This is a genomic window from Phocaeicola sp. HCN-40430 (assembly GCF_037890285.1).
Lineage (GTDB): Bacteria > Bacteroidota > Bacteroidia > Bacteroidales > Bacteroidaceae > Phocaeicola > Phocaeicola acetigenes.
This window is the reverse complement of the sequence record NZ_JBBKBS010000002.1, coordinates 110,373-131,266: the sequence shown is the minus strand read 5'-3', so window position 1 is coordinate 131,266 and position 20,894 is coordinate 110,373. Positions and strand designations below refer to the sequence as shown.

Here is a 20,894-nt window from a genome sequence, read left to right as displayed (position 1 = left end):
CCCTATTCCAAAATCCCGGCTTCTTTTCCTGGTCTGGTCGAGTTCTTCCTCCAGCTGCTTCTTCCGCTGCGGTACCTGGTCGATTTCCGGAACTTAAAGCAACAGAAGAAAAGGTGCGTGCTGAAATGAAGTCTGAAGAACAGGCTAAAGAGCTCCAGGTTCTTCAGGAAGAAAACGACCGATTGCGTAACGAAATCAAAGTTCTTCAGGAGTACAAGGAAAAAGCACACCGGGAACTTTGCCGGGTACGTGATGAACAGAAAACATTCGGAAAAATACACGTGAATACGGAACTATAAACAAAGCAGATTGATAACGTGTTATACTATAAACAAAATAAAGAACAGAAATATGGACAAAATGGAATTAATGATATATCTGCATCGTAACAATAAAATGCAGGTCTATTACAGCTATGGTTTCTATATAGCTCTCCAATTATGAATATAAAATGCCTCTGGCTATTGAAAAGCCGGGAGGCTAAACTGTTTGTATTGATTTATGTAATTATCGTTAATCTATAAAACGCAGAATCTCTTCTACTTCTTTTCTTGTAGGAGCTTCATGATGTTCTCCATCTTCGTAACCGTAAACAATAAGCGCTGCCACTTTTTCGTTTTCAGGCAGGCCAATTCTTTTAGCAATAGCTTCGTTGTTGATTACTCCCAAAACACATGTGGCAACTCCTTTTGCATATGCAGAAAGACAGAATTGCAGACAAGCTATACCGGCATCAAAACACTCCCATGCAGCACTGTCACCCGGAACGGCGTCTTCCGGTTTTACCTTGCCTTCCAAAGAACCGCTTTTACCTGTTACATAGCTTAATACTACTACACCACTTGCTCTGGTGAGTGTTTTAGTATTATACACAAAACCTTGTACGCAGTTGTTGGCAATGTCTTCTATAATAGTCTTGTTATCAATTATATTATACCTTGCTATCTGGTAGTTGGACCAAGAAGGGGCAAACTGACTCAGTTTTACAATCTCTGTAATAAGTTCTCTCGGAATATCCTGACTTTTGTATTTCCGAACACTTCTTCTGTTTTTCAGTAATTGAATTGCATCCATAAACATAATTAAATTTGACATTAACAGCTACAAAAATAATGTAAACAAGATTGTTGGCAAAATCTTATGAACCCGTTATTGCAGAAAAAGTAATTTTCTCATTAGAAACAGTATTAAATTATAAGTTTTTATATACTTTTATCAGTTAGAATAAAAATAAACGAATAAAATACATGAAACAGTTACATATAAAATTGAATGAAAATTCATCTGTAATAAAATGGGCTGATGCACAAGCTGACAGAATAGGAGCAAGAGGACATGTAGGTACTCACTTGGATTGTTACACTAAAGTTCCGGAAAAGCCTGAATACAATATCACTGCAATCGTTCTTGATTGTCAGAATGAAATGCCCAAAGAGGAAGATATTAAAAGTCTTACCACCCTTGAAAATATGGCTTTGCTGTTGCATACTGCCAATTTGGAGAGAAACGAATACGGAACGGAAATATATTTCGCAACAGAAACATTCCTGAACGAGGAAGTCCTTCATACTATTTTGGAGAAGAAACCGCTTTTTATTATCATCGATTCTCATGGCATCGCTGAAAAAGGGAAGAAGCATATAGAATTTGATAAAATATGTGAAGCTAACGGCTGCCATGTAATAGAAAATGTTGATTTATCATGCATCGGCAATCAAAAGAAAGTTCAACTGAAAATATTAATCAATATTGAACACAAGTCAACGGGTAAACCATGTGAATTGTATTCATATAATAACAACCTATAAAAATGGCAAAAGAAAGACAATTAATTATTGACGGTTTTAGAGGATATGCCATAATCTGCATTGTGGCATTGCATTTTCTCAATCATTTCATTTCAATTTATCCAACTGACTATTTATTTCCAAGTTGGTTGAACAAGGCAGTATGGGAGACACTGTATTTCGTTTTTGAAGGAAAGTCATATACAGTATTTGCACTTCTGCTTGGAGTCACATACGGTATTCAATATACCAGACGCAAGGCAAGAGGGGAGAGCTTCAACCTTAGGTTTGTATGGAGAATGCTTGGACTGGTGATTTTCGGTTATATCAATGCTTTGATTTTTCCGGGTGGTGACCCTCTTGTTTCCTTTGCATTATCTTCCGTTATCCTGATAGTCGCATCATTCCTACCGACAAAAGGAGTTCTTTTGCTGGCTGGTCTGCTGCTTGTTCAGCCCATAGAGATATATCACATACTGAACTATTATATTACAGGGGCAGCCCCCGAGACAAAAAATCTGTCCGATGCCTTTTATGTACAATTAGCCCCTTATATCGAGAATGGGAACATTATGGAAATGTTCAAGGCAAATGTAACCATCGGTATGAAGGCTTGTCTGTTATGGGCTTATGATTTCGGAAGGGTAACACAGACCCCCGGATTGTTCTGTTTGGGATATTGGTTGTATATTACAGGCTTCTTCAACAACGGAAGAAAGCATACTCTCAAAAGACTGCCTGTTGTTCTGGTTATTGCCGGAGTGTTATTTTGCATAAGAAACTATGTACCAGATATGCTTGATGCAAATGTACAGGTACAAGCCAAGAAACTGTTTACTGCATGGTATAATCTTGCCGGAACAGGTATTCTGTCTATTGTAGTCTTATATCTGTTACAGAAATATGAAGGGGAAAGGTTATCAAGACTTTACTCATTCGGAAAAATGAGCCTGACCAACTATATAGGTCAGAATCTGGTCGGTTCATTTATTCTACTGCCTTGGGGATTGAACTTGGGAAAATATTTCGATGTAACTTCAAGTCTTCTATTGGCTCTCGTAATAGCTTGTTGTCAGATTTATATATCAAGCATGATTGCAGCAAGATATAAACACGGACCATTGGAAGGTATTTGGCATAAATGGACTTGGATAGGAACTAATAAATAAACATAAAGCCTCCGGCGAGATAACTTGCTGGAGGCTTTATGCATTTGCACACAACACCCAAAATACACAGCAAAACAATGTACAAAATGTTGGTGATACCCCAGATACGGAACTGTAATTTGGTATATGTTTATATCATAGGATGAGTGACACACATTTCAAGACTTTCTTCAGGATATCATGTGAATATAGTAATTGCTGGGTTATGTGTCGTTTTATCCTGTGGTCTTGGCTGTTGGTGCAGCCAGTTGAAACAGGAAAGGGATATGTACAAGGCTGGATATGAAAAGCTGTATAGAGAAATAAAAGAGCCTCAGAAAAAATAATCCTGAGGCTCTTTTATTACTCTATAATTGTTCTTTTAAGCTATTGTACACATTTTCAAGTAAAGAAGAATCGGAATTTGTAATTTGCATAAATTCAGAAGAAATTTTCTCGTTGACAAGAGGCATTGAAATGATAGTGCCATCATAAAAGAAAGCAATATATTTACCCTTTGATAAGCCTGTTGCTTTTTCCAGCTTTTTTATACCTTCTTTTTTGAGTTTCAACATGATGAAGATATTTCCAGAATTATCCGTTTCAAGAGAAACTCCTGATATATCATCAGTAGTCATAAAGGGAGTATCCGACAGCTCTTTACTATTATTGTCAGAAACATAATACCATCCGTTTTCTCTTTCTTTATTATCACATCCTGCAATAACAAAAAGACTTGAAATTAAGACTAATAAGCTAAAATAGATTTTCTTTCTCATAATTATTGAATTTAAATTGTTGCGTATTTGTCAAGCTCTTTGATTCATAGCGATAAGGTATTAAACTTATAGTGCTGAATTATAATATTTAAACGATTACCACTATGTTTCCAAAGTCTAAAGTTACAGAGATTTATTGTATGGCTGATGATTTTTGCAAGGAATTTGCGTTACAACAGGAAAAATATATGATTGAAGACAGTAAAAAGAAGCATCGCAACAAGCCCAACCGCATGAGTGATGCTGAGATTATAGTTATTCTTATTCTGTTCCATTCTGGCGGTTTTCGCTGTTATCTGATAATCAATGACAAGGGTGAAATTCTCAATTTCATGTTTACACCTGCAAACGTAGATGATCGTGAGCCATTGAAACAGGGTAAGTTCGTGGAAAACATTAAGGGAAAACTATGTGCAGATAAAGGATATATTGGGCAGGCTTTGTTTGAAAATCTCTTCCTAAACGGTATTCAGCTTGTTACAAAGGTTAAAAGCAACATGAAGAATTCACTCATGAGTATAGCTGATAAGATTCTGCTTAGGAAAAGAGCCTTGATTGAAACGGTCAATGACGGACAACTGTCTATTTTCTAATCTTATATCGAACTCATGTTAAATTAAATTGATACGAGAAAAGAGCACGAACTTGTTGAATGTATAAAGTGGGGCTGGATATATCATCATACAGGAATACCGACTACGGAAAAGAAAGAGGGAGAAGTATATATACCTCATTTGAAATTTTATGTGTCAGGATTTCCGACCAGTTTTTTCGGTATAGAATGGATGCGTTTTGATGAAGATTACCAAATGTATTCTCTCATACAGGAAATACCTCATATTGCATTTGAGGTACAGAATATAGAAAAGGAAATCAGGGAAAGGGGACTGAGGGTACTTACACCTGTAAACTCTCCGACAGATGGAATAGGGATTGCAATGATAGGGCACAATGGCGCACCGATTGAACTGATTCAATTTGAGAGAGATATGTGATATAAAAAGCTTCCGACGGAATAACTTGAGGATACTCTTTATTGGAGATAGCCTTCGTCTAATCAGTACTTGATATCTTGCTTTTTTATACTGCTATTTCCCCTTAATCGACGTCGTCGGATGTACAAATGGCGTCGTTGGCCCGTTGTTCAGCGCCGTTGGCTTTATAGCCGACGACGTCGGATACAGTCTGTGATTCGTAACGGCGGGCAATGGTTTTACAGATAAACCTAGCCATGATACAAAACCTTGATAAACAGAAAAAGAGTTCTTATGGAAGAAATCTTCTGCCGTAAGAACTCTTTTCTATTGTGGTAAATGAAAATTAGAGTACGCGAGTCAAAATAGCTTTGGCTGTAGCTCCGTCTACCAGACCGTCTTCGCCGAAGTGTACACCTCGTTCGTTAAAACGTTTTTCAATTTCGTCAATTACATCAGTACCGATACCTTCTTCGCTCAGGCGGGTAGTCAGGCCCAAAGAACGGAAGAACTCTTCTGTCTTGCGTATGGTTTCGTCGATACGTCTTTCGTGTGTACCGGATGCCACACCAAAAATACGTTCACCCAGCTGCATGATCTTTGCACCTTTTTCCTTGCGCAGCACATCCATTGTACCCGGCATTACAATAGCCAGTGTATGTCCGTGAGTCAGTCCGCAGAGCGCAGTCAGTTCATGACCAATCATGTGTGTAGACCAGTCCTGACTTACTCCCATCGCGATGAAACCGTTCAGCCCCATTGTAGCTGCCATCATAAAGTCGGCCATCAGCTGATAGTCGTGCTGGTTTTCGCGGATTTTCGGTGCAATCTCTACCAAAGTCTGCAGAATACCTTCTGCCCAGCGGTCCATGATGCGCGATTCTCCGGTTTTAGTCAGATACTGTTCCAATACATGTACGAACGTATCCGAAATACCACATGCTACCTGATGTGCCGGCAATGAGAAGGTCACTTCAGGATCGAGAATAGAGAATACCGGATAGTTGGCATAGAAAGCATATTTTTCTTTGGTTTCATGGCAAGAGATAACCGCTCCGTTGTTCATTTCAGAACCGGTAGCAGGCAATGTCAGTACGGTACCCAAAGGCACAGTATCGTGTGCCTGACCTTTCTTCACCAAATCCCATGCATCGCCTTCGTAAAGCAGACCGGCTGAAATCAGTTTGGTACCGTCTATCACCGAACCACCACCTACGGCCAGCAGGAAGTCCACTTTTTCCTGCTTACCCAGTTCGATAGCCTTACGCAGCGTTTCGATAGCCGGATTGGGTTCAATTCCCCAGAATTCTACAGTCTGGTGCTGGCTCAAAGCCTGCTTCACCTGGTCGTATACACCGTTCTTTTTTACACTTCCTCCTCCGAAAGTAATCATTACTTTTTTATCGGCTGGTATTTCTTGGCTCAGTTGGGCAATCATGCCTTTTCCCATTATCAGTTTAGTGGGATTCTGAAAACTAAAATTATTCATAGATTATTGTTTGTTTTAAAATAGCATACACAAAGGTAGTAAAAAGAACCGATACAGCCAATGGAAATGTCTTTCATCTATGGCCCCGCAGTTATTGCCGTGAATTTATGCGAATGAAAAATGCAGATTTGATGCAAAAATCAGGTGATTTGAGAGGAAATATGCCTGTTCCTTACATTGCAAGATGAAGGGAAAGTCTGTACGTGTAAAAAAAACGGCATGTCTGTTTATCAGTGAGTTATGGTGAAAGATGAAAGATGTGAAGCGTGTTTTGTATAATATTTCTGTAAACACACTAAAAACGCCACCTTTAAAGGTGACACACTTTGCACACTTGCTGCCACATAGCATAAATATCCTTCACATCTTTCACCGGCCTTTTAAACTACAGAAAGACAGAGGAATATGGGTGAAAGATAGACGCAAAATCAATCTTTCACCATCTTTCATCTTTCACCCGGGAAAAATGTGTTTCTGCCTGCGGGTTGATGAGGATTAGTGCGCTATGATAATACAAACTTGATGCAAAATCATGCAAATCGGAGGAGGATACTTTGGCTTCCGATACTGCAAAATGAAGGGAACCGAAAAAACGGTTAAGATATGTTTGCTAATCGGGTAATCAGACCTGTTGTTGGCTTTTCAATGCTTTGACTATCAGTGAGTAATATGAATAGGCTATCCGAAAATAATCCATCAGTGTTTTACGTGTTTCTGTGTGTCGATTTTTCTTAGTATCTTTGAAAATGATTTAAAAAAAAGAATACTGTGGTTTATCTGTCATTGGGATAAAGTAAAGTATTGGTAAACAATAGACAAAAATATGGCAAAAAAAAGCAATACAGCCGACATTGGCTTTGAGAAAGAAATTTGGAAAGCAGCAGACCTGTTAAGAGGAAACCTTGACGCATCGGAATACAAGTCTGTGGTATTGGGACTGATTTTCCTGAAATACATTTCCGACCGCTTTGAAGTGAAATACCACGAACTGCTGGAAGAAGGCGACGGTTTCGAAGAAGACAAAGACGAATATACTTCCGAGAATATCTTCTTCGTGCCACAGGAAGCACGGTGGTCGGTTGTTGCAGAAGCGGCACATACTCCGGAAGTAGGTGCTGTTATAGACAATGCCATGCGACTGATAGAAAAAGAGAATACACGTCTGAAAGGCATTCTGCCGAAAAACTTCGCCCGTCCGGAACTGGATAAGAGAAGATTGGGCGATGTGGTAGACCTTTTCACTAACATTCAGATGAAAGAACACGGCGACTCAAAAGATATTTTGGGCCGTACCTACGAATACTGTCTCTCCAAGTTTGCCGAAGCCGAAGGCAAACTGGCCGGAGAGTTTTATACTCCGGCTTGCATTGTCCGCACGCTGGTGGAAGTGCTTCAGCCTTATAGCGGCCGTGTATACGACCCTTGCTGCGGTTCCGGCGGCATGTTTGTGCAGTCTGCCAAATTCATAGAAGGTCATCAGGGAAACATTAACAATATCTCTGTATTCGGACAAGACAGCAACCCTACTACATGGAAAATGGCACAGATGAATCTGGCTATCCGTGGTATTGAAGCCGATTTGGGAAAATTTGCTGCCGACACTTTCTTCGATGATCAGCATCCTACACTGAAAGCCGATTATATCCTTGCCAATCCTCCTTTTAATTTGAGCGACTGGGGAGCAGACAAGTTGCAGGATGATGTACGCTGGAAATACGGTATTCCCCCTTCGGGCAATGCCAACTTTGCATGGATTCAGCACATGATTCATCACCTCTCGCCGCACGGACGTATCGGTATGGTACTGGCCAACGGTGCTCTTTCTTCGCAAAGTGGCGGTGAAGGTACAATTCGTGAGAATATCATTAAGGCAGACTTGGTAGAATGTATTGTGGCGATGCCGTCGCAGCTCTTCTACACCACAGGTATTCCAGTATCGCTCTGGTTTTTGAATCGCAGCAAGAAACAGGCTGGAAAAATTTTGTTCATCGACGCCCGTCAGATGGGAACAATGGTAACCCGCAAACTTCGTGAACTAACCGAGGAAGACATTCTGCGTATCGCTAAAACTTACAATGAGTTTCAGGCGGGAACATTGGAAAACGAGAAAGGATATTGCGCCGTTGCCACACTCGACGAGGTGGCCAAGCAGGACTATATACTTACTCCGGGACGTTATGTAGGTATAGCCGAAGCAGAAGACGATGGCGAACCGTTCCAGGAAAAAATGGAACGACTCACTTCGGAATTGTCTGAGATGTTTGAGAAGTCACACCAATTGGAGGAGGAGATTAGAAAGCAGTTGGGGAGTATTGGGTTTAAGATTTAAAGCTAGCCTATGAACTGGAATTTATGTACGATTGATTGGACTGCTATTGGATCAATAGCCACTGTTATGGCTATGATTATAGCTTATCGGGCTATTTATGCATCTGTGAAGCAAAATAAAGATAATCAGAGGTTTCAACTTTTACTAGTTCAACGTGAAATTGAGCAAAAAAGATTAGATGAACTGGTTGAAAATATTATGATAATCAACGATTCTATACAGCCTATTATTGTAAAAGATTATTCTGTGAAACTAACAAATGGAATTTTTACTGAGGAAGATAGGCATTTTATAGATGGAATGGCTGCAAAAGACTGTTCGGACAGTAATAGATTACGTATTCAATTAATGAAGTATGATAAAGAAGAAGCTGTAAAGGATGTTTTAATAGCATTGAGAAATCTACGTTTTAAATATGGTGAATGGGTAAGAATCCTTAGCAATTTATATACATTTAAGACGAGCCGATTATATCTCAAGCCCGAACTTGAGAAGATGATTTCTACCATGAAAAAGACGATAGTTGAAATTAATCCCCAAATGGAACAAAATGCCGATCAAATCCTCAGTATAGAAAAAGGTGACTTAGATAAGGCTATCAATTTAATGAGTATATATAGTTATATGATAAATAAGTATATACTGAATAATCGAAAGGTATTTGAAAAAGAGTTATTGGCTTTTGTTAGAAAAGAGCAAAGTAGAATTGATAATATATCTCTCATAAATCAATAAAGTAAATGGGAATGGAAGAGTGGAAAGAATATAAGTTAGGAGATGTGTGTCAGCGTCTAAAAAGTGGTAAAAGTATAAAAGCTGATCAAATTTTAAGACAAGGAAAATATCCTGTAATTGGAGGTAATGGTTTACGAGGATATACAAATGAACCTAATTTTATAGGCGAGGCTGCTATTATTGGACGCCAAGGAGCATATTGTGGAAATGTACGATATTTTAAAGGAGCAGGATACATGACAGAACACGCTATTGTGTTAGTTGGAAACAAATTAACCAATACAAAATACCTATCCTGCAAATTGAGTTTAATGCAATTAGGGCATTTATCTGCACAATCAGCCCAACCTGGTCTTTCTGTTCAACTATTATCTAAACTACCTATTATTCTTCCATCAATTGAAAAACAAAATATTATAGCAAATATTATTCAAACTCTTGACGACAAAATCGAACTAAACCGCCGTATCAATGAAAATTTAGAGCAGCAAGCACAAGCTTTGTTCAAGGCTTGGTTTGTAGATTTCGAACCATTCAAGGATGGAAAGTTTGTAGATTCAGAACTTGGAATGATACCGGAAGGTTGGAAGGTTGGAAATTTTGAAGAGTTTGTTGAAGTTAAATATGGTAAAGACCATAAAAAACTAGCGTCAGGAACTATACCTGTTTATGGTTCTGGAGGAATAATGAGATACGTAGACCGGTATCTCTATAATAAAGAATCTGTTCTAATTCCACGCAAGGGAAGTCTAAATAATGTAATGTATGTAAATCATCCCTTTTGGACTGTAGATACAATGTTCTATACACATATGAAAATAGAAGGAATAGCAAAATTCATTTATCTGCTAATAAGTCCTAAAGATTTATTATCTATGAATAGTGGTTCTGCAGTCCCAAGCATGACGGTTGATATTTTAAATAAGATTGCAATTATAATTCCTCCAACAACAATTTTACAGCAGTTTGAATCTATTGTAAAACCTTTTTTCATAATGGCGGAATCATTGCAGAAAGAAAATCAGAGACTTGCTCACCTCCGAGATACTCTTCTCCCCAAACTAATGTCGGGAGAACTAAAGATAAATGATTTGAGCATTTAAGACTTACTTATATGGAAATGACTGTTGATATAATATTTTCAATACTAAATATGATGCTGTCCGTTACAGCAATTGGGATTGCGATAAAATCGTCACGAAGTACATCAAAAGATGCCACAAGGCAGATTGAAAGTATCAAGCAACTTTCTAAAATACAGATTGAAACTTCTATAAAACAAATGGAAGTTGAGATTCAAAAGAATCTTCTCTTGGCCAAACAAGCTCAAGAAGAATTGGATAAAATAAATAGAATAAATAGTTCCCCTTTAGCAGGCCAAATTGACTGGAAAAGGGAAATGTTACGAAAAAATACGGAAGAAAAGCCTAAAAAAGACTTGGATTTCTATCGCTCTTATACAAACGATCTTAAAGAGATATGCCACAGTTTAACTAAATTGAAAAAAGAGTTGAAATAAATATTACTACAAAAGTCTTAGAATGCTTAATTTTTGCAATAATTTGACAAATATATTGTTTATCTAAATTAAACTTATATATTTGCGCGTAATAATTGATACAATTCGTCGGAATCATGATACTAAGAGCTACAATAGAGAACCTATATTCTTTCATGGAAGAAACCGAAATCAGCTTCGTAGCCGGAAAGAGTACAACACATGGAGAGCAGGTGAGCAGAGCAGAAAAGCGTGACGACATCTCTGTACTGAAAGCCGGTATTATTTACGGAGCCAATGCTTCCGGGAAAAGCAATATTATCAAGGCCGTTTCCATATTGCAAAAGATTGCCTTGTCGGGTGTTCCCAAGAAATACGTAGAACCGTTCAAGTTGGCTAAACCCAACAATAAGCCATCGAAAGTGGAAGTTGAATTCAAGGCTGGCAAAAAGTTTTTTGCGTATGGAGTAGCGTTTACTATCAGGGGAATGGTAGAAGAATGGCTTTACGAAATAACCAGCCGCAGCGATAAAGAAATTTATACACGTAAGGTAACTTCCGATGGCAATGAATTTACTTTTGGAACAGTAAACGGTGATGCAGAAACTTTGCAATTTCTGAAGTTTATAAGTCAAAGCACCCCTTCCACAGACAGTTTCCTTTCCGAATACATCAAGAGAAACGGAAAAGGATTGTCTTTGATGGATGAGGTATACAGATGGATGAAGGAAAGCTTGAAGATTATCTTTCCGGATTCGCGCTATCAGGGTATATCAATCCGCGCAGAAAAAGATGAAAACTTTGCCACAGCTACAAAATCTTTATTGGAATACTTCAATACGGGTATTGTGGATATTCGCCGTATCAAGATACATAAAGAGGATGTGGATTTGCCTAAAGATTTGATTAATGAACTTTTGGCAGAAGCAGAACCGAACAAAAATTTTGTAATTGCTTCGCCAACAGCTTCTACAACTTATTTTTTTGAAACGGATTCGGAGGGAAACACTGTTATCTACAAGCAAAGTGCCATTCATATGACAGATACCTACGATGAGGTTCCATTCGAAATGAATGAAGAATCGGACGGTTCTATCCGCTTGTTAGACTTTATTCCTATGCTGATTGACTTGCGTCTGAACGAAGCCGTATATCTGGTAGATGAAATAGACAGAAGTATGCATCCTATGTTGTCAAAAAAACTGCTGGAATATTACTTCAGCCATCTTTCTACCGAACGTGACACACAGTTGATCTGCTCTACTCATGAATCTAATTTGCTGGATTTGGATTTAATCCGTGCAGACGAAGTCTGGTTTGTGGAAAAAGGACGGGAAGGAGCTTCACACCTTACTTCGCTGGCCGAATACAAACCAAGAGAAGACATACGTAAAGGTTATCTGCAGGGGAGATATGGAGCAATACCTTTCTTTGCACCTGTCCGCAGTTTAAAATGGTAAGAAGCTATGAGAGTACGGAAAGAGTTTAAACGGCGGGAAGGTGTAAAGTCGGCAAGACTGGTCGTAATTGCGGCCGAAGGCAGAAGTACGGAAAACATCTACTTTGAATCGATGAAAGCTTCACTATGTGCTTCGGATGTTCATGTAGAAGTACTTCATCGCGATTCGAACGACTCAAGTCCGGAGAATGTGTATGAGCAGATTCGTAAATTTATGGCAGAATACAACATTGAAGACGACGATCAGTTGTGGATTGTGGTGGATAAGGATAAATGGAAGGATAAGATGCTTTCAACTGTAGCGTTATACTGTGCACAGAATGCCAATCTGCACTTCTGCGTGAGTAATCCTTGTTTCGAACTGTGGCTGCTCTTGCATATAGAAGATGTGGCTACATACGACAAAGAACAAATGGAAGCTCTCTCGAAGAATAAAAAGGTAAATACCCAGAATACCTGGCTGAAAAAACGCCTGAAAGATCTTACCGGACACTATCGTGAATCGGACTATGATGCAACGGAACTTCTTCCGCACATAAATACAGCAATAGAAAGGGCAGAAAAACTGGATACAGTTCCCACTGACAGATGGCCACAAAGGGTAGGTACAAGAGTTTACCTGTTGGCCAAAAGCATAATAGGAAAAACAGAATATACAGACAAATCTCAACGGGGCGGGAAAGAGTAATTTTTTCTTTCTTTGAGTTCCTAAACCAGCTATACGAACAGATACTATGTCATTCACAGAAGAAAACTACGAGAAAGCCGTGATAGCCCTTTTCGAGCAGATGGGCTATACACATCTTTATGGTCCTGATATAGAACGTGATTATTATGTGCCTTTCTATGAAGAACAGTTGACAGACAGTTTGAGTAATGTGAACAAAGGAAAGCCGCAAGTTGCCATCCATGAAGCCATTGCCAAACTGAAAGATATTGATACCGGAAGTCTGGCACAGAAGAATGAACTGTTTATGGACTACCTGCAACATGGCATAGAGGTTTCGTATTTCGACGGTAAGGAACAACGGAATGAGATTGTCTATCTGATAGACTATGCACATGCAGAGCGTAATGACTTCAAGATAGTAAACCAGTGGACATTTGTGGAATACTCTGAAAAGCGTGCAGACATTGTTCTGTTTATAAACGGACTGCCTCTTGTGGTGATGGAATTGAAGTCTCCCTCACGGGAAGAAACGGATGCATCGGAAGCCTATCTGCAACTGCGCAACTATATGAAAGAAATCCCGTCACTTTTCATTTACAATGTGTGTTGTGTGATGAGTGACATGGCTTGCTCGAAGGCTGGAACACTTACAAGCAAAGAAGACCGCTACATGGAATGGAAAACCAAGGACGGTGACTATGAGAGTACGGACTTTGCCGATTATGATACGTTCTTTGAGGGTATTTTTGTAAAGGAGCGTCTGCTGGATATTATCAAGAACTTTATCTGCTTTTCGAAAGATGAATCGGGGGCTGCAAAAATATTGGCCGGATACCATCAGTATTTTGCGGTAAAAAAAGCTATCGAACGGACTAAGATTGCAGTACAGAATGACGGTAAAATTGGGGTGTTCTGGCATACACAGGGAAGTGGAAAATCGTTGTCGATGGTATTCTATGCTCATCTGTTGCAGGACGAAATATCCCAACCTACAATAGTGGTCATCACCGACCGGAACGACCTGGACGATCAGTTATATACTCAGTTTGCCAAATGTAAGGACTTCCTGCGTCAGGTACCCGTACAGGCCAAAAGCCGTGAAAATTTGAAAGCACTGCTGGCCGGACGTGAAGCAAACGGTATTATCTTCACTACCATGCAGAAATTTGAAGAATCGGCAGAACCTCTGTCGCTCAGAAAAAATATTGTGGTGATGACAGACGAAGCACACCGCGGACAGTATGGTTTTGAAGAAAAAATCCGTATGACCAAAAATGAAAAAGGGGAAGACATTGCCAAACGTGTAATAGGTACTGCTAGAATTATTCACGACTGCCTGCCGAATGCTTCGTACATAGGTTTTACCGGTACGCCTATCTCTACGAAAGACAGAGACACAGTAGAGGTGTTCGGAAACTATATCGATATTTACGACATGACTCAGGCTGTAGCCGATGGTGCTACTTGTCCGGTGTATTATGAATCTCGTGTACTCAATCTGAATCTGGACGAAGCAACACTGAAGGCTATTGACGAAGAGTATGATTGGCTGGCTGAAGAGGGAGCGACGGAAGAACAGATAGAGAAAAGCAAACAGGAAATGTCGCATCTGGAAGAGATTTTGGGTGCTCCGGAAACGATAGATTCTTTGTGTCGGGATATTCTGGCACATTACGAAGAGAACCGCCAGTATGAACTGACCGGAAAGGCTATGATTGTGGCCTATTCGCGTTCGATAGCCATGAGTATTTACCACAAATTGCTGGAGCTTCGTCCTGAATGGAATGAAAAGGTAAAGGTGGTAATGACAGGCAGCAACAAAGATCCGGAAGAATGGCACGACATTATCGGCAACAAACAATATAAGAAAGAACTGGCCAAGCGCTTCAAGGATAATAATGACCCGATGAAGATTGCCATTGTAGTGGATATGTGGCTCACGGGATTTGATGTGCCTTCACTGGCTACAATGTATGTGTACAAACCCATGAGCGGACATAATCTGATGCAGGCTATCGCTCGTGTGAACAGAGTGTTCAATGGTAAGGCAGGTGGACTGGTGGTAGATTATATCGGTATCGCAAAAGCGTTGAAGGAGGCCATGCACGATTATACTCGTAGAGACCGTAAGAATTTTGGTAATCCGGATATCAAGGAAACAGCAATGCTTAAATTCCGGGAAAAACTGGAAATATGCCGCGATTTGTTTCACGGATACGACTATAGTAATTTTCAGAATTCTTCGGATTTTGAATGTGCAAAAATCATAAAAGGTGGGGTGAACTTTATCATGTCACCGGACAAACAGGAGCAGCTGTTATTATTCAAAAAAGAAGCTATGCTTCTGCATAACTCACTTACCTTGTGCCGCAGTCTGCTGGACGAGTTACAAAGAGCCGATGCTTCATTCTTTGAGGCAGTCCGTACTCTGCTCTCACGAATGACAGGAAAAGGAAAAGTAAGTAAGCGGGAAATAAATGAAAGAATCGGTGAACTGCTTAAGCAAAGCATAAAAAGTGAAGGGGTGATTAACTTGTTCTCGGATATAAAATCTGAGTTTTCATTGTTTGATGCTGCATTCCTCGATGATATAGCAAAAATGAAAGAAAAGAATATTGCAGTAGAGTTGTTGAAGAGATTGTTGGCTGAGCGTGTCACCTTGTATCAGAGAACAAACATTGTTCAGGCTGAAAAATTCTCAGAACTGCTGAACCGTTCTTTATCGAATTATTTGAAAGGGTTGATTACCAATGAAGAGGTCATACAGGAACTTCTTACATTGGCCAAGGAAATTTCAACTTCTGAGGCTGCCGGAAATGATTTGGGACTGACACGTGAAGAAAAATCATTCTATGATGCTCTGACTAAGCCAGAAGCAGTTCACGATATGTATTCTAACGAAGAATTGGTGGCTATGACAAAGGAACTGACAGAGAATCTTCGTAAAAACCGTACGATAGACTGGCAGAAAAAAGAATCGGTACGTGCCGGTATGCGTAAAATGATAAAACGTCTGCTGAAAAAATATCATTATCCACCTGAAGAAGCAGCCAATGCACTTGAAACAGTTATACGTCAGTGTGAGCAGTGGACAGATAATGAAGTTGTGGAAGGCGCCCCAAGAATGTATAGCCTGCAAAATGATTATGCTTCAATAGCTGCAGAGAATACAGTAAAGTTTCAATGAAATAGTATGATGGACAAAGCTGGATTCTTTCCTTTATGAGAGTTCTTTAGTCTGTCTTTACTTCCTGAATATACCAACAAATAGGGATTGTGTGTCGTAGATAATTTGTCTTATTTTGCAACGGAAAAAATATGAATACAGTAATTAATATGTGTAGAACCAAGATATATAAGCCGACGGATAAAATGAGTGACCTGATTTGCGAGAACTATACCTTGCTGCAGGTGCTGAGTCGTTTTGGCGTATCGCTGGGCTTTGGAGACAAGACTGTACAGGAGGTGTGCGAGATGAACGAGGTGGACTGTACTACCTTTCTCGCTGTAGTCAACTTCCTGACGGAGGAGAATAACCGCATGCAGGATCATCTGAAGGATATTTCTCTGGTAGCCTTGATGAACTACCTGAAGCAGGCTCATTCCTATTTTCTTGACTTCCAGCTTCCTACTATACGTAAGAAACTGATTGAGGCAATAGACTGTTCTACACAGAACGAGATTGCTTTTCTCATTATACAGTTTTTTGATGATTATGTGAGCGAGGTTCGCAAGCACATGGAATACGAGAACGAAAGAGTTTTTACCTATGTCAATGCATTGTTGCGTGGAGAACGTTCCGGCGAGTATAATATCAGTGTGTTTGCCCGTCATCATGATCAGATAAATGCAAAATTGACCGAATTGAAGAATATCATTATAAAATACTATCCGGCCAATGGAGATAACCAACTGTTGAACGCTACGCTGTTCGATATTTTTAGTTGTGAAGAAGATTTGGCATCGCATAACCGGGTAGAAGACTATCTGTTTGTTCCTGCCATCATGGAATTGGAGAAGGAGGTCAGATGAAACCAAGAGAAGTGATAACTGTAGCGGTTGCAGAATCGTCGATGATTGTGCGTCATGGTCTGGTGGTGTTGCTGAAACATTTGCCCGACCTGAATGTGCAGACTATTGAAATTACCTCGAAGGAGGGACTGCAACACTGCATGGAGGCTCATAGTCCTGAGGTACTGATTATTAATCCTCAGTTTGACGGATGGTTTGATGTGGAGACTTTTAAGTCGGAATACGGAAATACAGGCATCAAACTGATTTCGTTGATATATAATGTGGTGGATGCCAATCAGCTGAAGGGGTACGACGGTACGGTGAACCTTTTCGATGATATGGATTCGCTGAATGCGAAGATTGCAGAACTGATGAATCTGGAGGAAGAGGAAAACGACCAGAATTCTTTGAGTCAGCGTGAGAAAGAAATTGTAGGGTGTGTGGTGAGAGGAATGACCAATAAGGAGATAGCGGAAAAGCTGTTTATTTCTATACATACGGTTATTACGCACCGGCGTAACATTACCCGAAAGCTGCAGATACACTCGGCTGCCGGTCTGACTATTTATGCGATTGTCAATAAACTGGTGGAACTGAGTGAAGTAAAAATGAAGTTATAGTGTATTGCAATCCGGGGAGGAACGGAAAATACCAACAAATAGGTATTGATGCAGTCGGCAATAGTTCCTACCTTTGCAGTGTTAGTCATAAAATTACGTAAACCACAAAGTAAAAAGTTAGTTATTAGTTAGTTGTAGCCTGCGAAGTGATTCGCGGGCTACAACTGCTTTAGGGGGATAGGTTGGGATGGGTGTGCAGTAGGCTGTGTCAGTCTTGTTGCAGGCATTCCATTAGGCGGTCGGCTGCTTTTGCTGCATTTCCCTGTTCTTCTTCCAGCAGGGTGACAAACTTGCTTCCGATGATACATCCGGCTGCATGGGCTGCTGCTGCCTGGTAGGTCTGACGGTTGGATATGCCAAAACCAATCATGCGGGGATTTCTCAGGTTCATTGCTTCTATGGATTGGAAATAGGCTTGTTTCTGTGCATCGAAGTCTTGCTGTGCTCCGGTGGTAGCTGCCGAGGAAACCATGTAGATAAAGCCGTCGGTATGTTCATCAATCAGGCGGATGCGTTCTTCGCCTGTTTCCGGTGTAATAAGCATGATTACTTTCAGCTGATAGCGGTCGGCTATGGGCTTGTAGGTGTTCAGGTAGTTTTTAAACGGCAGGTCGGGGATAATCATCCCATCGATACCACAGGTCTGGCAGCTTTGACAAAAGGCTTCGAAGCCATATTGCATGATGGGATTGAGGTAGCCCATCAGAATGAGAGGTATCTGTACTTCACTGCGTATGTCGGCCAACTGGGCGAAGAGTTTTTTCAGTGTCATTCCGTTGCGGAGGGCCTGTGTGGCTGCTGCCTGTATGACGGGGCCGTCGGCCATCGGGTCGCTGAAAGGGATGCCGATTTCTATCATGTCGATACCTTTTTGTGCCAGTGTGCGGATTACTTCAGTAGTCTGTTCCAGGCGGGGAGTTCCTGCACAGAAATAAATAGACAGAATGTCTTGCTTCTTGTTGCTGAATAATTGATGGATACGGTTCATGGTATATTCTGTTTAAATTGTGAAATAAAGTTTTGTAGTAGTGTGGTATCTTTCATGGCGGGTTGAATTTCGAAACCGCTGTTCAGATCGATACCGGCCCATTGGGAGTGCCGGAAGTGGGAGAGGGCTGCCAGACTGTCCGGTCGGAGTCCGCCACTCAGTAGAAAAGGGATGCTTCCCTGATAGTGTGACAACAAACTCCAGTCGAACTGTTTTCCCGAACCTCCATACTGCGGACAGGGGGTGTCGAAGAGGTAGTAATCGCAACAGCTTTCATAGGCTTCGGTCTGCTTTAAATCGGACAGGCTATGAACGGCGAAGACTTTGATGATTCCCAAACCTTCGTTGTGCAGTGACTGGCAAAGCGCGGGTGATTCGTTGCCGTGTAACTGCACGTAATCTAACTGCAGCTCTTTGGCCCGGCGGATGAGTTCATCGAAAGGGGCGTTGACAAATACTCCGACGCGTTTAGCCTTTTGAGGGAGGTAGGCCGGAGTATGGGAAACGTAGCGCGGGGACTTGTGGTAGCAAATGAATCCTATCCAGTCTGCTCCGGCTGTTTCTGTTTGGCGGATGTTGTCGGGGTCGCGCATCCCACAGACTTTGACTATCATACTTGTAATGCTTGAATGAAGTTGTACAATGCTTCTCCCGGACGGGGGGATTTCATAAAGGCTTCTCCCATGAGGAAACCGTGGAATCCGGCCTCGCGGAGTTGTTTTACTGTCTCGGGCTGTGAAAGGCCGCTTTCTGATACTCGGGTAAGTTCTTCGGGTAACAGCCTGGCCAACTGAAACGAAGTGCTCACGTCTGTGTGGAAGGTACCCAGATGGCGGTTGTTTACTCCTACCATGTCGATATGGGGATTGAGGTGATCCAGCTCACTTTCTTCGTGTATCTCGAGCAGGACTTCCATCTGTAACTCATGGGCCAGATGGGCCAGTTCTTTGCACTGGCCGGTGGTGAGGCAGGCTGCAATCAGCAACACGGCATCGGCTCCTTTTAGCTTGGCCTGAACAAGCTGATAGGGGCTGATGATGAAGTCCTTGCGCAGCAGGGGGAGCTGTACGAGTGAACGGCAGGATTGAAGATCTTTCAGACTACCGCCAAAGAACGGTTCATCGGTGAGGACCGAGAGGGCAGAGGCACCGGCCTGCTGATAGGCAGGGGCTATTACTTCGGTCTGGGCATTTCTGTGTATCCAGTCTTTGGAAGGAGAGCGTCGTTTGAACTCGGCGATAATGCCGAAGGGGGATTGTCTTAGTGCCTGTTTCATGCTGATGCCGGGCATGGGAGTATCCAGCAATGCTTCCAGTGCGGAGAGTGGTACGGCTTGTTCCTGAGCTTCTATCTCGCGGCGCTTATGGGCGATAATGGTCTGTAAGATGTCTTCTTTCATACGTTTAGCTGTTTAGTTCGATGAATTTCTTTAAGGTGCGTAATGCTTTTCCGCTTTGCAGTGACTCGCGGGCGATGGCTACACATTCTTCTATTGGTTTTAGTGGTTCCATGGCCTGTATGGCAAAGGAGGCGTTAATCAGTACGCATTCGGTTTGTGCCTTAGTGGCACAGTTGTGCAATACATTGTCGAAGATGCGGGCGGCTTCCTGAGGGGTGTTTCCTCCGAACAGTTCTTCCTGGCGAACGATGTCAAATCCCAATTCGGATGGTTTGTAGATGGTTTCATACCGGTTGGTCATGACTTTAAACTCATCGGTCAGCGAGATTTCATCGTATCCGTCGAGGTTGTTGACTACTGCGAAGCCAACGCCTAGTCTTTGTAAGGTGTTGGTGTAAAGCCTCATCTGGGTGAGGTCTGCTACTCCCAGCAGCTGGTAAGCCGGCAAGCAGGGGTTGACCAGTGGGCCTAACAGATTGAACAGGGTTCTGACTTCCATGGCCTTGCGCACAGGGGCGACGGTCTTCATGGCGGGATTGAAAAGGGGGGCATGCATATAGACCATGCCGCATTTTTCCATGGAGCGGAGGAGTTTATCCTGTTCGTTGGTGAACCGGATGCCGTAACACTCCATGACGTTGCTGGCTCCGCTGATGGAAGTGGCTCCGTAATTTCCATGTTTGGCTACTGGGTATCCTGCTCCGGCTACAATGAAGCAGGCGCAGGTGGAAATATTAAAGGTGTTTTTACCATCGCCTCCTGTGCCTACAATGTCGATGGGACGGTATGCCGAGAGGTCGACTGGGATGCGGGTGCTGAGTAAGGCGTTGCGGAAGCCTATCAGTTCTTCTACCTTAATGCCACGCATCTGAAAGACGGTGAGCAGAGAGGCAATCTGTATTTCGTGGTAGCGGCCGGCGGTGATGTCCTGCAAAAGCTGGCAGGCTTCTTCGCGGCTTAGCTCTTCGTGGTTGAAGAGGCGTTTCAATAGTTCTTTCATACGTC

19 protein-coding genes and 2 pseudogenes are annotated in these 20,894 nt (G+C 41.5%); 14 read left to right on the top strand and 7 right to left on the bottom strand.

The window, feature by feature from the left end:
• Positions 1-86 precede the first annotated feature (86 nt).
• Positions 87-299: pseudogene (locus WKU26_RS01555) on the top strand (hypothetical protein); the annotation flags it as partial.
• Positions 300-513: 214 nt separating this feature from the next.
• Here the strand turns inward: WKU26_RS01555 and WKU26_RS01550 are convergent.
• The gene (locus tag WKU26_RS01550) at positions 514-1,074 is read right to left on the bottom strand and encodes a nitroreductase family protein (protein ID WP_340320651.1); all 561 of its coding nucleotides are present in this window, start codon (positions 1,072-1,074) and stop codon (positions 514-516) included.
• Between the two features lie 173 nt (positions 1,075-1,247).
• On the opposite strand from WKU26_RS01550, the gene WKU26_RS01545 reads away from it, so the two are divergent.
• Positions 1,248-1,808 carry a cyclase family protein gene (locus WKU26_RS01545; RefSeq protein WP_340320650.1) on the top strand — a complete coding sequence of 187 codons (561 nt, stop codon included), beginning with the start codon at positions 1,248-1,250 and terminating at the stop codon, positions 1,806-1,808.
• Positions 1,809-1,810: 2 nt separating this feature from the next.
• Positions 1,811-2,956, top strand: a complete 1,146-nt coding sequence (locus tag WKU26_RS01540) for a DUF418 domain-containing protein (protein ID WP_340320649.1) — start codon at positions 1,811-1,813, stop codon at positions 2,954-2,956.
• A 347-nt stretch (positions 2,957-3,303) separates the two neighbouring features.
• Here the strand turns inward: WKU26_RS01540 and WKU26_RS01535 are convergent, their stop codons facing one another.
• Entirely contained in the window at positions 3,304-3,714 is a 411-nt protein-coding gene (locus WKU26_RS01535) for a SecDF P1 head subdomain-containing protein (protein WP_340320648.1), read from the bottom strand.
• A gap of 104 nt (positions 3,715-3,818) precedes the next feature.
• Between WKU26_RS01535 and WKU26_RS01530 the strand changes: the two are divergent.
• Together WKU26_RS01530 and WKU26_RS01525 are read left to right on the top strand one after the other, a co-directional pair.
• A pseudogene (locus tag WKU26_RS01530) lies at positions 3,819-4,286 on the top strand (transposase); the annotation flags it as partial.
• Positions 4,287-4,460: 174 nt separating this feature from the next.
• Positions 4,461-4,709, top strand: a complete 249-nt coding sequence (locus tag WKU26_RS01525; protein ID WP_340320647.1) for a hypothetical protein — start codon at positions 4,461-4,463, stop codon at positions 4,707-4,709.
• A 325-nt stretch (positions 4,710-5,034) separates the two neighbouring features.
• Here WKU26_RS01525 and WKU26_RS01520 read toward each other — a convergent pair whose 3' ends face one another.
• Positions 5,035-6,177 (bottom strand): iron-containing alcohol dehydrogenase, encoded by a 1,143-nt coding sequence (locus WKU26_RS01520; RefSeq protein ID WP_340320646.1) that lies wholly within the window; start codon positions 6,175-6,177, stop codon positions 5,035-5,037.
• Positions 6,178-7,000: 823 nt separating this feature from the next.
• On the opposite strand from WKU26_RS01520, the gene WKU26_RS01515 reads away from it, so the two are divergent.
• The 9 genes from WKU26_RS01515 (at position 7,001) to WKU26_RS01475 (ending at position 17,502) form a co-directional block, all read left to right on the top strand.
• Positions 7,001-8,506, top strand: coding sequence for a class I SAM-dependent DNA methyltransferase (locus WKU26_RS01515; protein ID WP_340320645.1), 1,506 nt, complete (start codon positions 7,001-7,003; stop codon positions 8,504-8,506).
• A 9-nt stretch (positions 8,507-8,515) separates the two neighbouring features.
• Positions 8,516-9,241, top strand: a complete 726-nt coding sequence (locus tag WKU26_RS01510) for a hypothetical protein (RefSeq protein ID WP_340320644.1) — start codon at positions 8,516-8,518, stop codon at positions 9,239-9,241.
• An 11-nt stretch (positions 9,242-9,252) separates the two neighbouring features.
• Positions 9,253-10,344 carry a restriction endonuclease subunit S gene (locus WKU26_RS01505; protein WP_340320643.1) on the top strand — a complete coding sequence of 364 codons (1,092 nt, stop codon included), beginning with the start codon at positions 9,253-9,255 and terminating at the stop codon, positions 10,342-10,344.
• An 11-nt stretch (positions 10,345-10,355) separates the two neighbouring features.
• A complete protein-coding gene (locus WKU26_RS01500; protein WP_340320642.1) occupies positions 10,356-10,760 on the top strand; it encodes a hypothetical protein in 405 nt (134 codons plus the stop codon).
• A gap of 155 nt (positions 10,761-10,915) precedes the next feature.
• Entirely contained in the window at positions 10,916-12,199 is a 1,284-nt protein-coding gene (locus tag WKU26_RS01495) for an AAA family ATPase (protein WP_340320641.1), read from the top strand.
• Positions 12,200-12,205: 6 nt separating this feature from the next.
• A complete protein-coding gene (locus tag WKU26_RS01490) occupies positions 12,206-12,886 on the top strand; it encodes an RloB family protein (protein WP_340320640.1) in 681 nt (226 codons plus the stop codon).
• A 46-nt stretch (positions 12,887-12,932) separates the two neighbouring features.
• Positions 12,933-16,055 carry a type I restriction endonuclease subunit R gene (locus tag WKU26_RS01485; RefSeq protein ID WP_340320639.1) on the top strand — a complete coding sequence of 1,041 codons (3,123 nt, stop codon included), beginning with the start codon at positions 12,933-12,935 and terminating at the stop codon, positions 16,053-16,055.
• A 131-nt stretch (positions 16,056-16,186) separates the two neighbouring features.
• Positions 16,187-16,900 carry a hemerythrin domain-containing protein gene (locus WKU26_RS01480; protein ID WP_445323197.1) on the top strand — a complete coding sequence of 238 codons (714 nt, stop codon included), beginning with the start codon at positions 16,187-16,189 and terminating at the stop codon, positions 16,898-16,900.
• The gene (locus WKU26_RS01475; RefSeq protein ID WP_338158439.1) at positions 16,897-17,502 is read left to right on the top strand and encodes a response regulator transcription factor; all 606 of its coding nucleotides are present in this window, start codon (positions 16,897-16,899) and stop codon (positions 17,500-17,502) included. Before WKU26_RS01480 ends, WKU26_RS01475 begins: the two co-directional genes overlap by 4 nt.
• 208 nt (positions 17,503-17,710) lie before the next feature.
• Here the strand turns inward: WKU26_RS01475 and trpA are convergent, their stop codons facing one another.
• From trpA to trpD, 4 genes are read right to left on the bottom strand one after another with little or no spacing between them, the layout of a single operon-like run.
• Entirely contained in the window at positions 17,711-18,490 is a 780-nt protein-coding gene (gene trpA / locus WKU26_RS01470) for a tryptophan synthase subunit alpha (protein WP_340320638.1), read from the bottom strand.
• Positions 18,487-19,104 carry a phosphoribosylanthranilate isomerase gene (locus WKU26_RS01465; RefSeq protein ID WP_340320637.1) on the bottom strand — a complete coding sequence of 206 codons (618 nt, stop codon included), beginning with the start codon at positions 19,102-19,104 and terminating at the stop codon, positions 18,487-18,489. The genes trpA and WKU26_RS01465 overlap by 4 nt, the downstream gene beginning before the upstream one ends.
• Positions 19,101-19,889: an indole-3-glycerol phosphate synthase TrpC gene (gene trpC / locus WKU26_RS01460; RefSeq protein ID WP_340320636.1), complete on the bottom strand. Its 789-nt coding sequence runs from the start codon at positions 19,887-19,889 to the stop codon at positions 19,101-19,103. Before trpC ends, WKU26_RS01465 begins: the two co-directional genes overlap by 4 nt.
• 4 nt (positions 19,890-19,893) lie before the next feature.
• On the bottom strand, positions 19,894-20,889 hold the full coding sequence (gene trpD, locus WKU26_RS01455) for an anthranilate phosphoribosyltransferase (protein ID WP_340320635.1): 996 nt from the start codon (positions 20,887-20,889) through the stop codon (positions 19,894-19,896).
• Positions 20,890-20,894 lie beyond the last annotated feature (5 nt).

Excerpts from the sequence above, each read along its gene's own strand:
- trpD (WP_340320635.1), bottom strand. The coding sequence starts at position 20,889 with ATGAAAGAACTATTGAAACGCCTCTTCAACCACGAAGAGCTAAGCCGC.
- WKU26_RS01475 (WP_338158439.1), top strand. The coding sequence starts at position 16,897 with ATGAAACCAAGAGAAGTGATAACTGTAGCGGTTGCAGAATCGTCGATG.
- WKU26_RS01495 (WP_340320641.1), top strand. The coding sequence starts at position 10,916 with ATGGAAGAAACCGAAATCAGCTTCGTAGCCGGAAAGAGTACAACACAT.
- WKU26_RS01515 (WP_340320645.1), top strand. The coding sequence starts at position 7,001 with ATGGCAAAAAAAAGCAATACAGCCGACATTGGCTTTGAGAAAGAAATT.
- WKU26_RS01505 (WP_340320643.1), top strand. The coding sequence starts at position 9,253 with ATGGAAGAGTGGAAAGAATATAAGTTAGGAGATGTGTGTCAGCGTCTA.
- WKU26_RS01535 (WP_340320648.1), bottom strand. The coding sequence starts at position 3,714 with ATGAGAAAGAAAATCTATTTTAGCTTATTAGTCTTAATTTCAAGTCTT.
- WKU26_RS01490 (WP_340320640.1), top strand. The coding sequence starts at position 12,206 with ATGAGAGTACGGAAAGAGTTTAAACGGCGGGAAGGTGTAAAGTCGGCA.
- WKU26_RS01485 (WP_340320639.1), top strand. The coding sequence starts at position 12,933 with ATGTCATTCACAGAAGAAAACTACGAGAAAGCCGTGATAGCCCTTTTC.
- WKU26_RS01540 (WP_340320649.1), top strand. The coding sequence starts at position 1,811 with ATGGCAAAAGAAAGACAATTAATTATTGACGGTTTTAGAGGATATGCC.
- WKU26_RS01520 (WP_340320646.1), bottom strand. The coding sequence starts at position 6,177 with ATGAATAATTTTAGTTTTCAGAATCCCACTAAACTGATAATGGGAAAA.
- trpC (WP_340320636.1), bottom strand. The coding sequence starts at position 19,889 with ATGAAAGAAGACATCTTACAGACCATTATCGCCCATAAGCGCCGCGAG.
- WKU26_RS01500 (WP_340320642.1), top strand. The coding sequence starts at position 10,356 with ATGGAAATGACTGTTGATATAATATTTTCAATACTAAATATGATGCTG.
- WKU26_RS01510 (WP_340320644.1), top strand. The coding sequence starts at position 8,516 with ATGAACTGGAATTTATGTACGATTGATTGGACTGCTATTGGATCAATA.
- WKU26_RS01480 (WP_445323197.1), top strand. The coding sequence starts at position 16,187 with ATGAATACAGTAATTAATATGTGTAGAACCAAGATATATAAGCCGACG.
- trpA (WP_340320638.1), bottom strand. The coding sequence starts at position 18,490 with ATGAACCGTATCCATCAATTATTCAGCAACAAGAAGCAAGACATTCTG.
- WKU26_RS01550 (WP_340320651.1), bottom strand. The coding sequence starts at position 1,074 with ATGGATGCAATTCAATTACTGAAAAACAGAAGAAGTGTTCGGAAATAC.
- WKU26_RS01545 (WP_340320650.1), top strand. The coding sequence starts at position 1,248 with ATGAAACAGTTACATATAAAATTGAATGAAAATTCATCTGTAATAAAA.
- WKU26_RS01465 (WP_340320637.1), bottom strand. The coding sequence starts at position 19,104 with ATGATAGTCAAAGTCTGTGGGATGCGCGACCCCGACAACATCCGCCAA.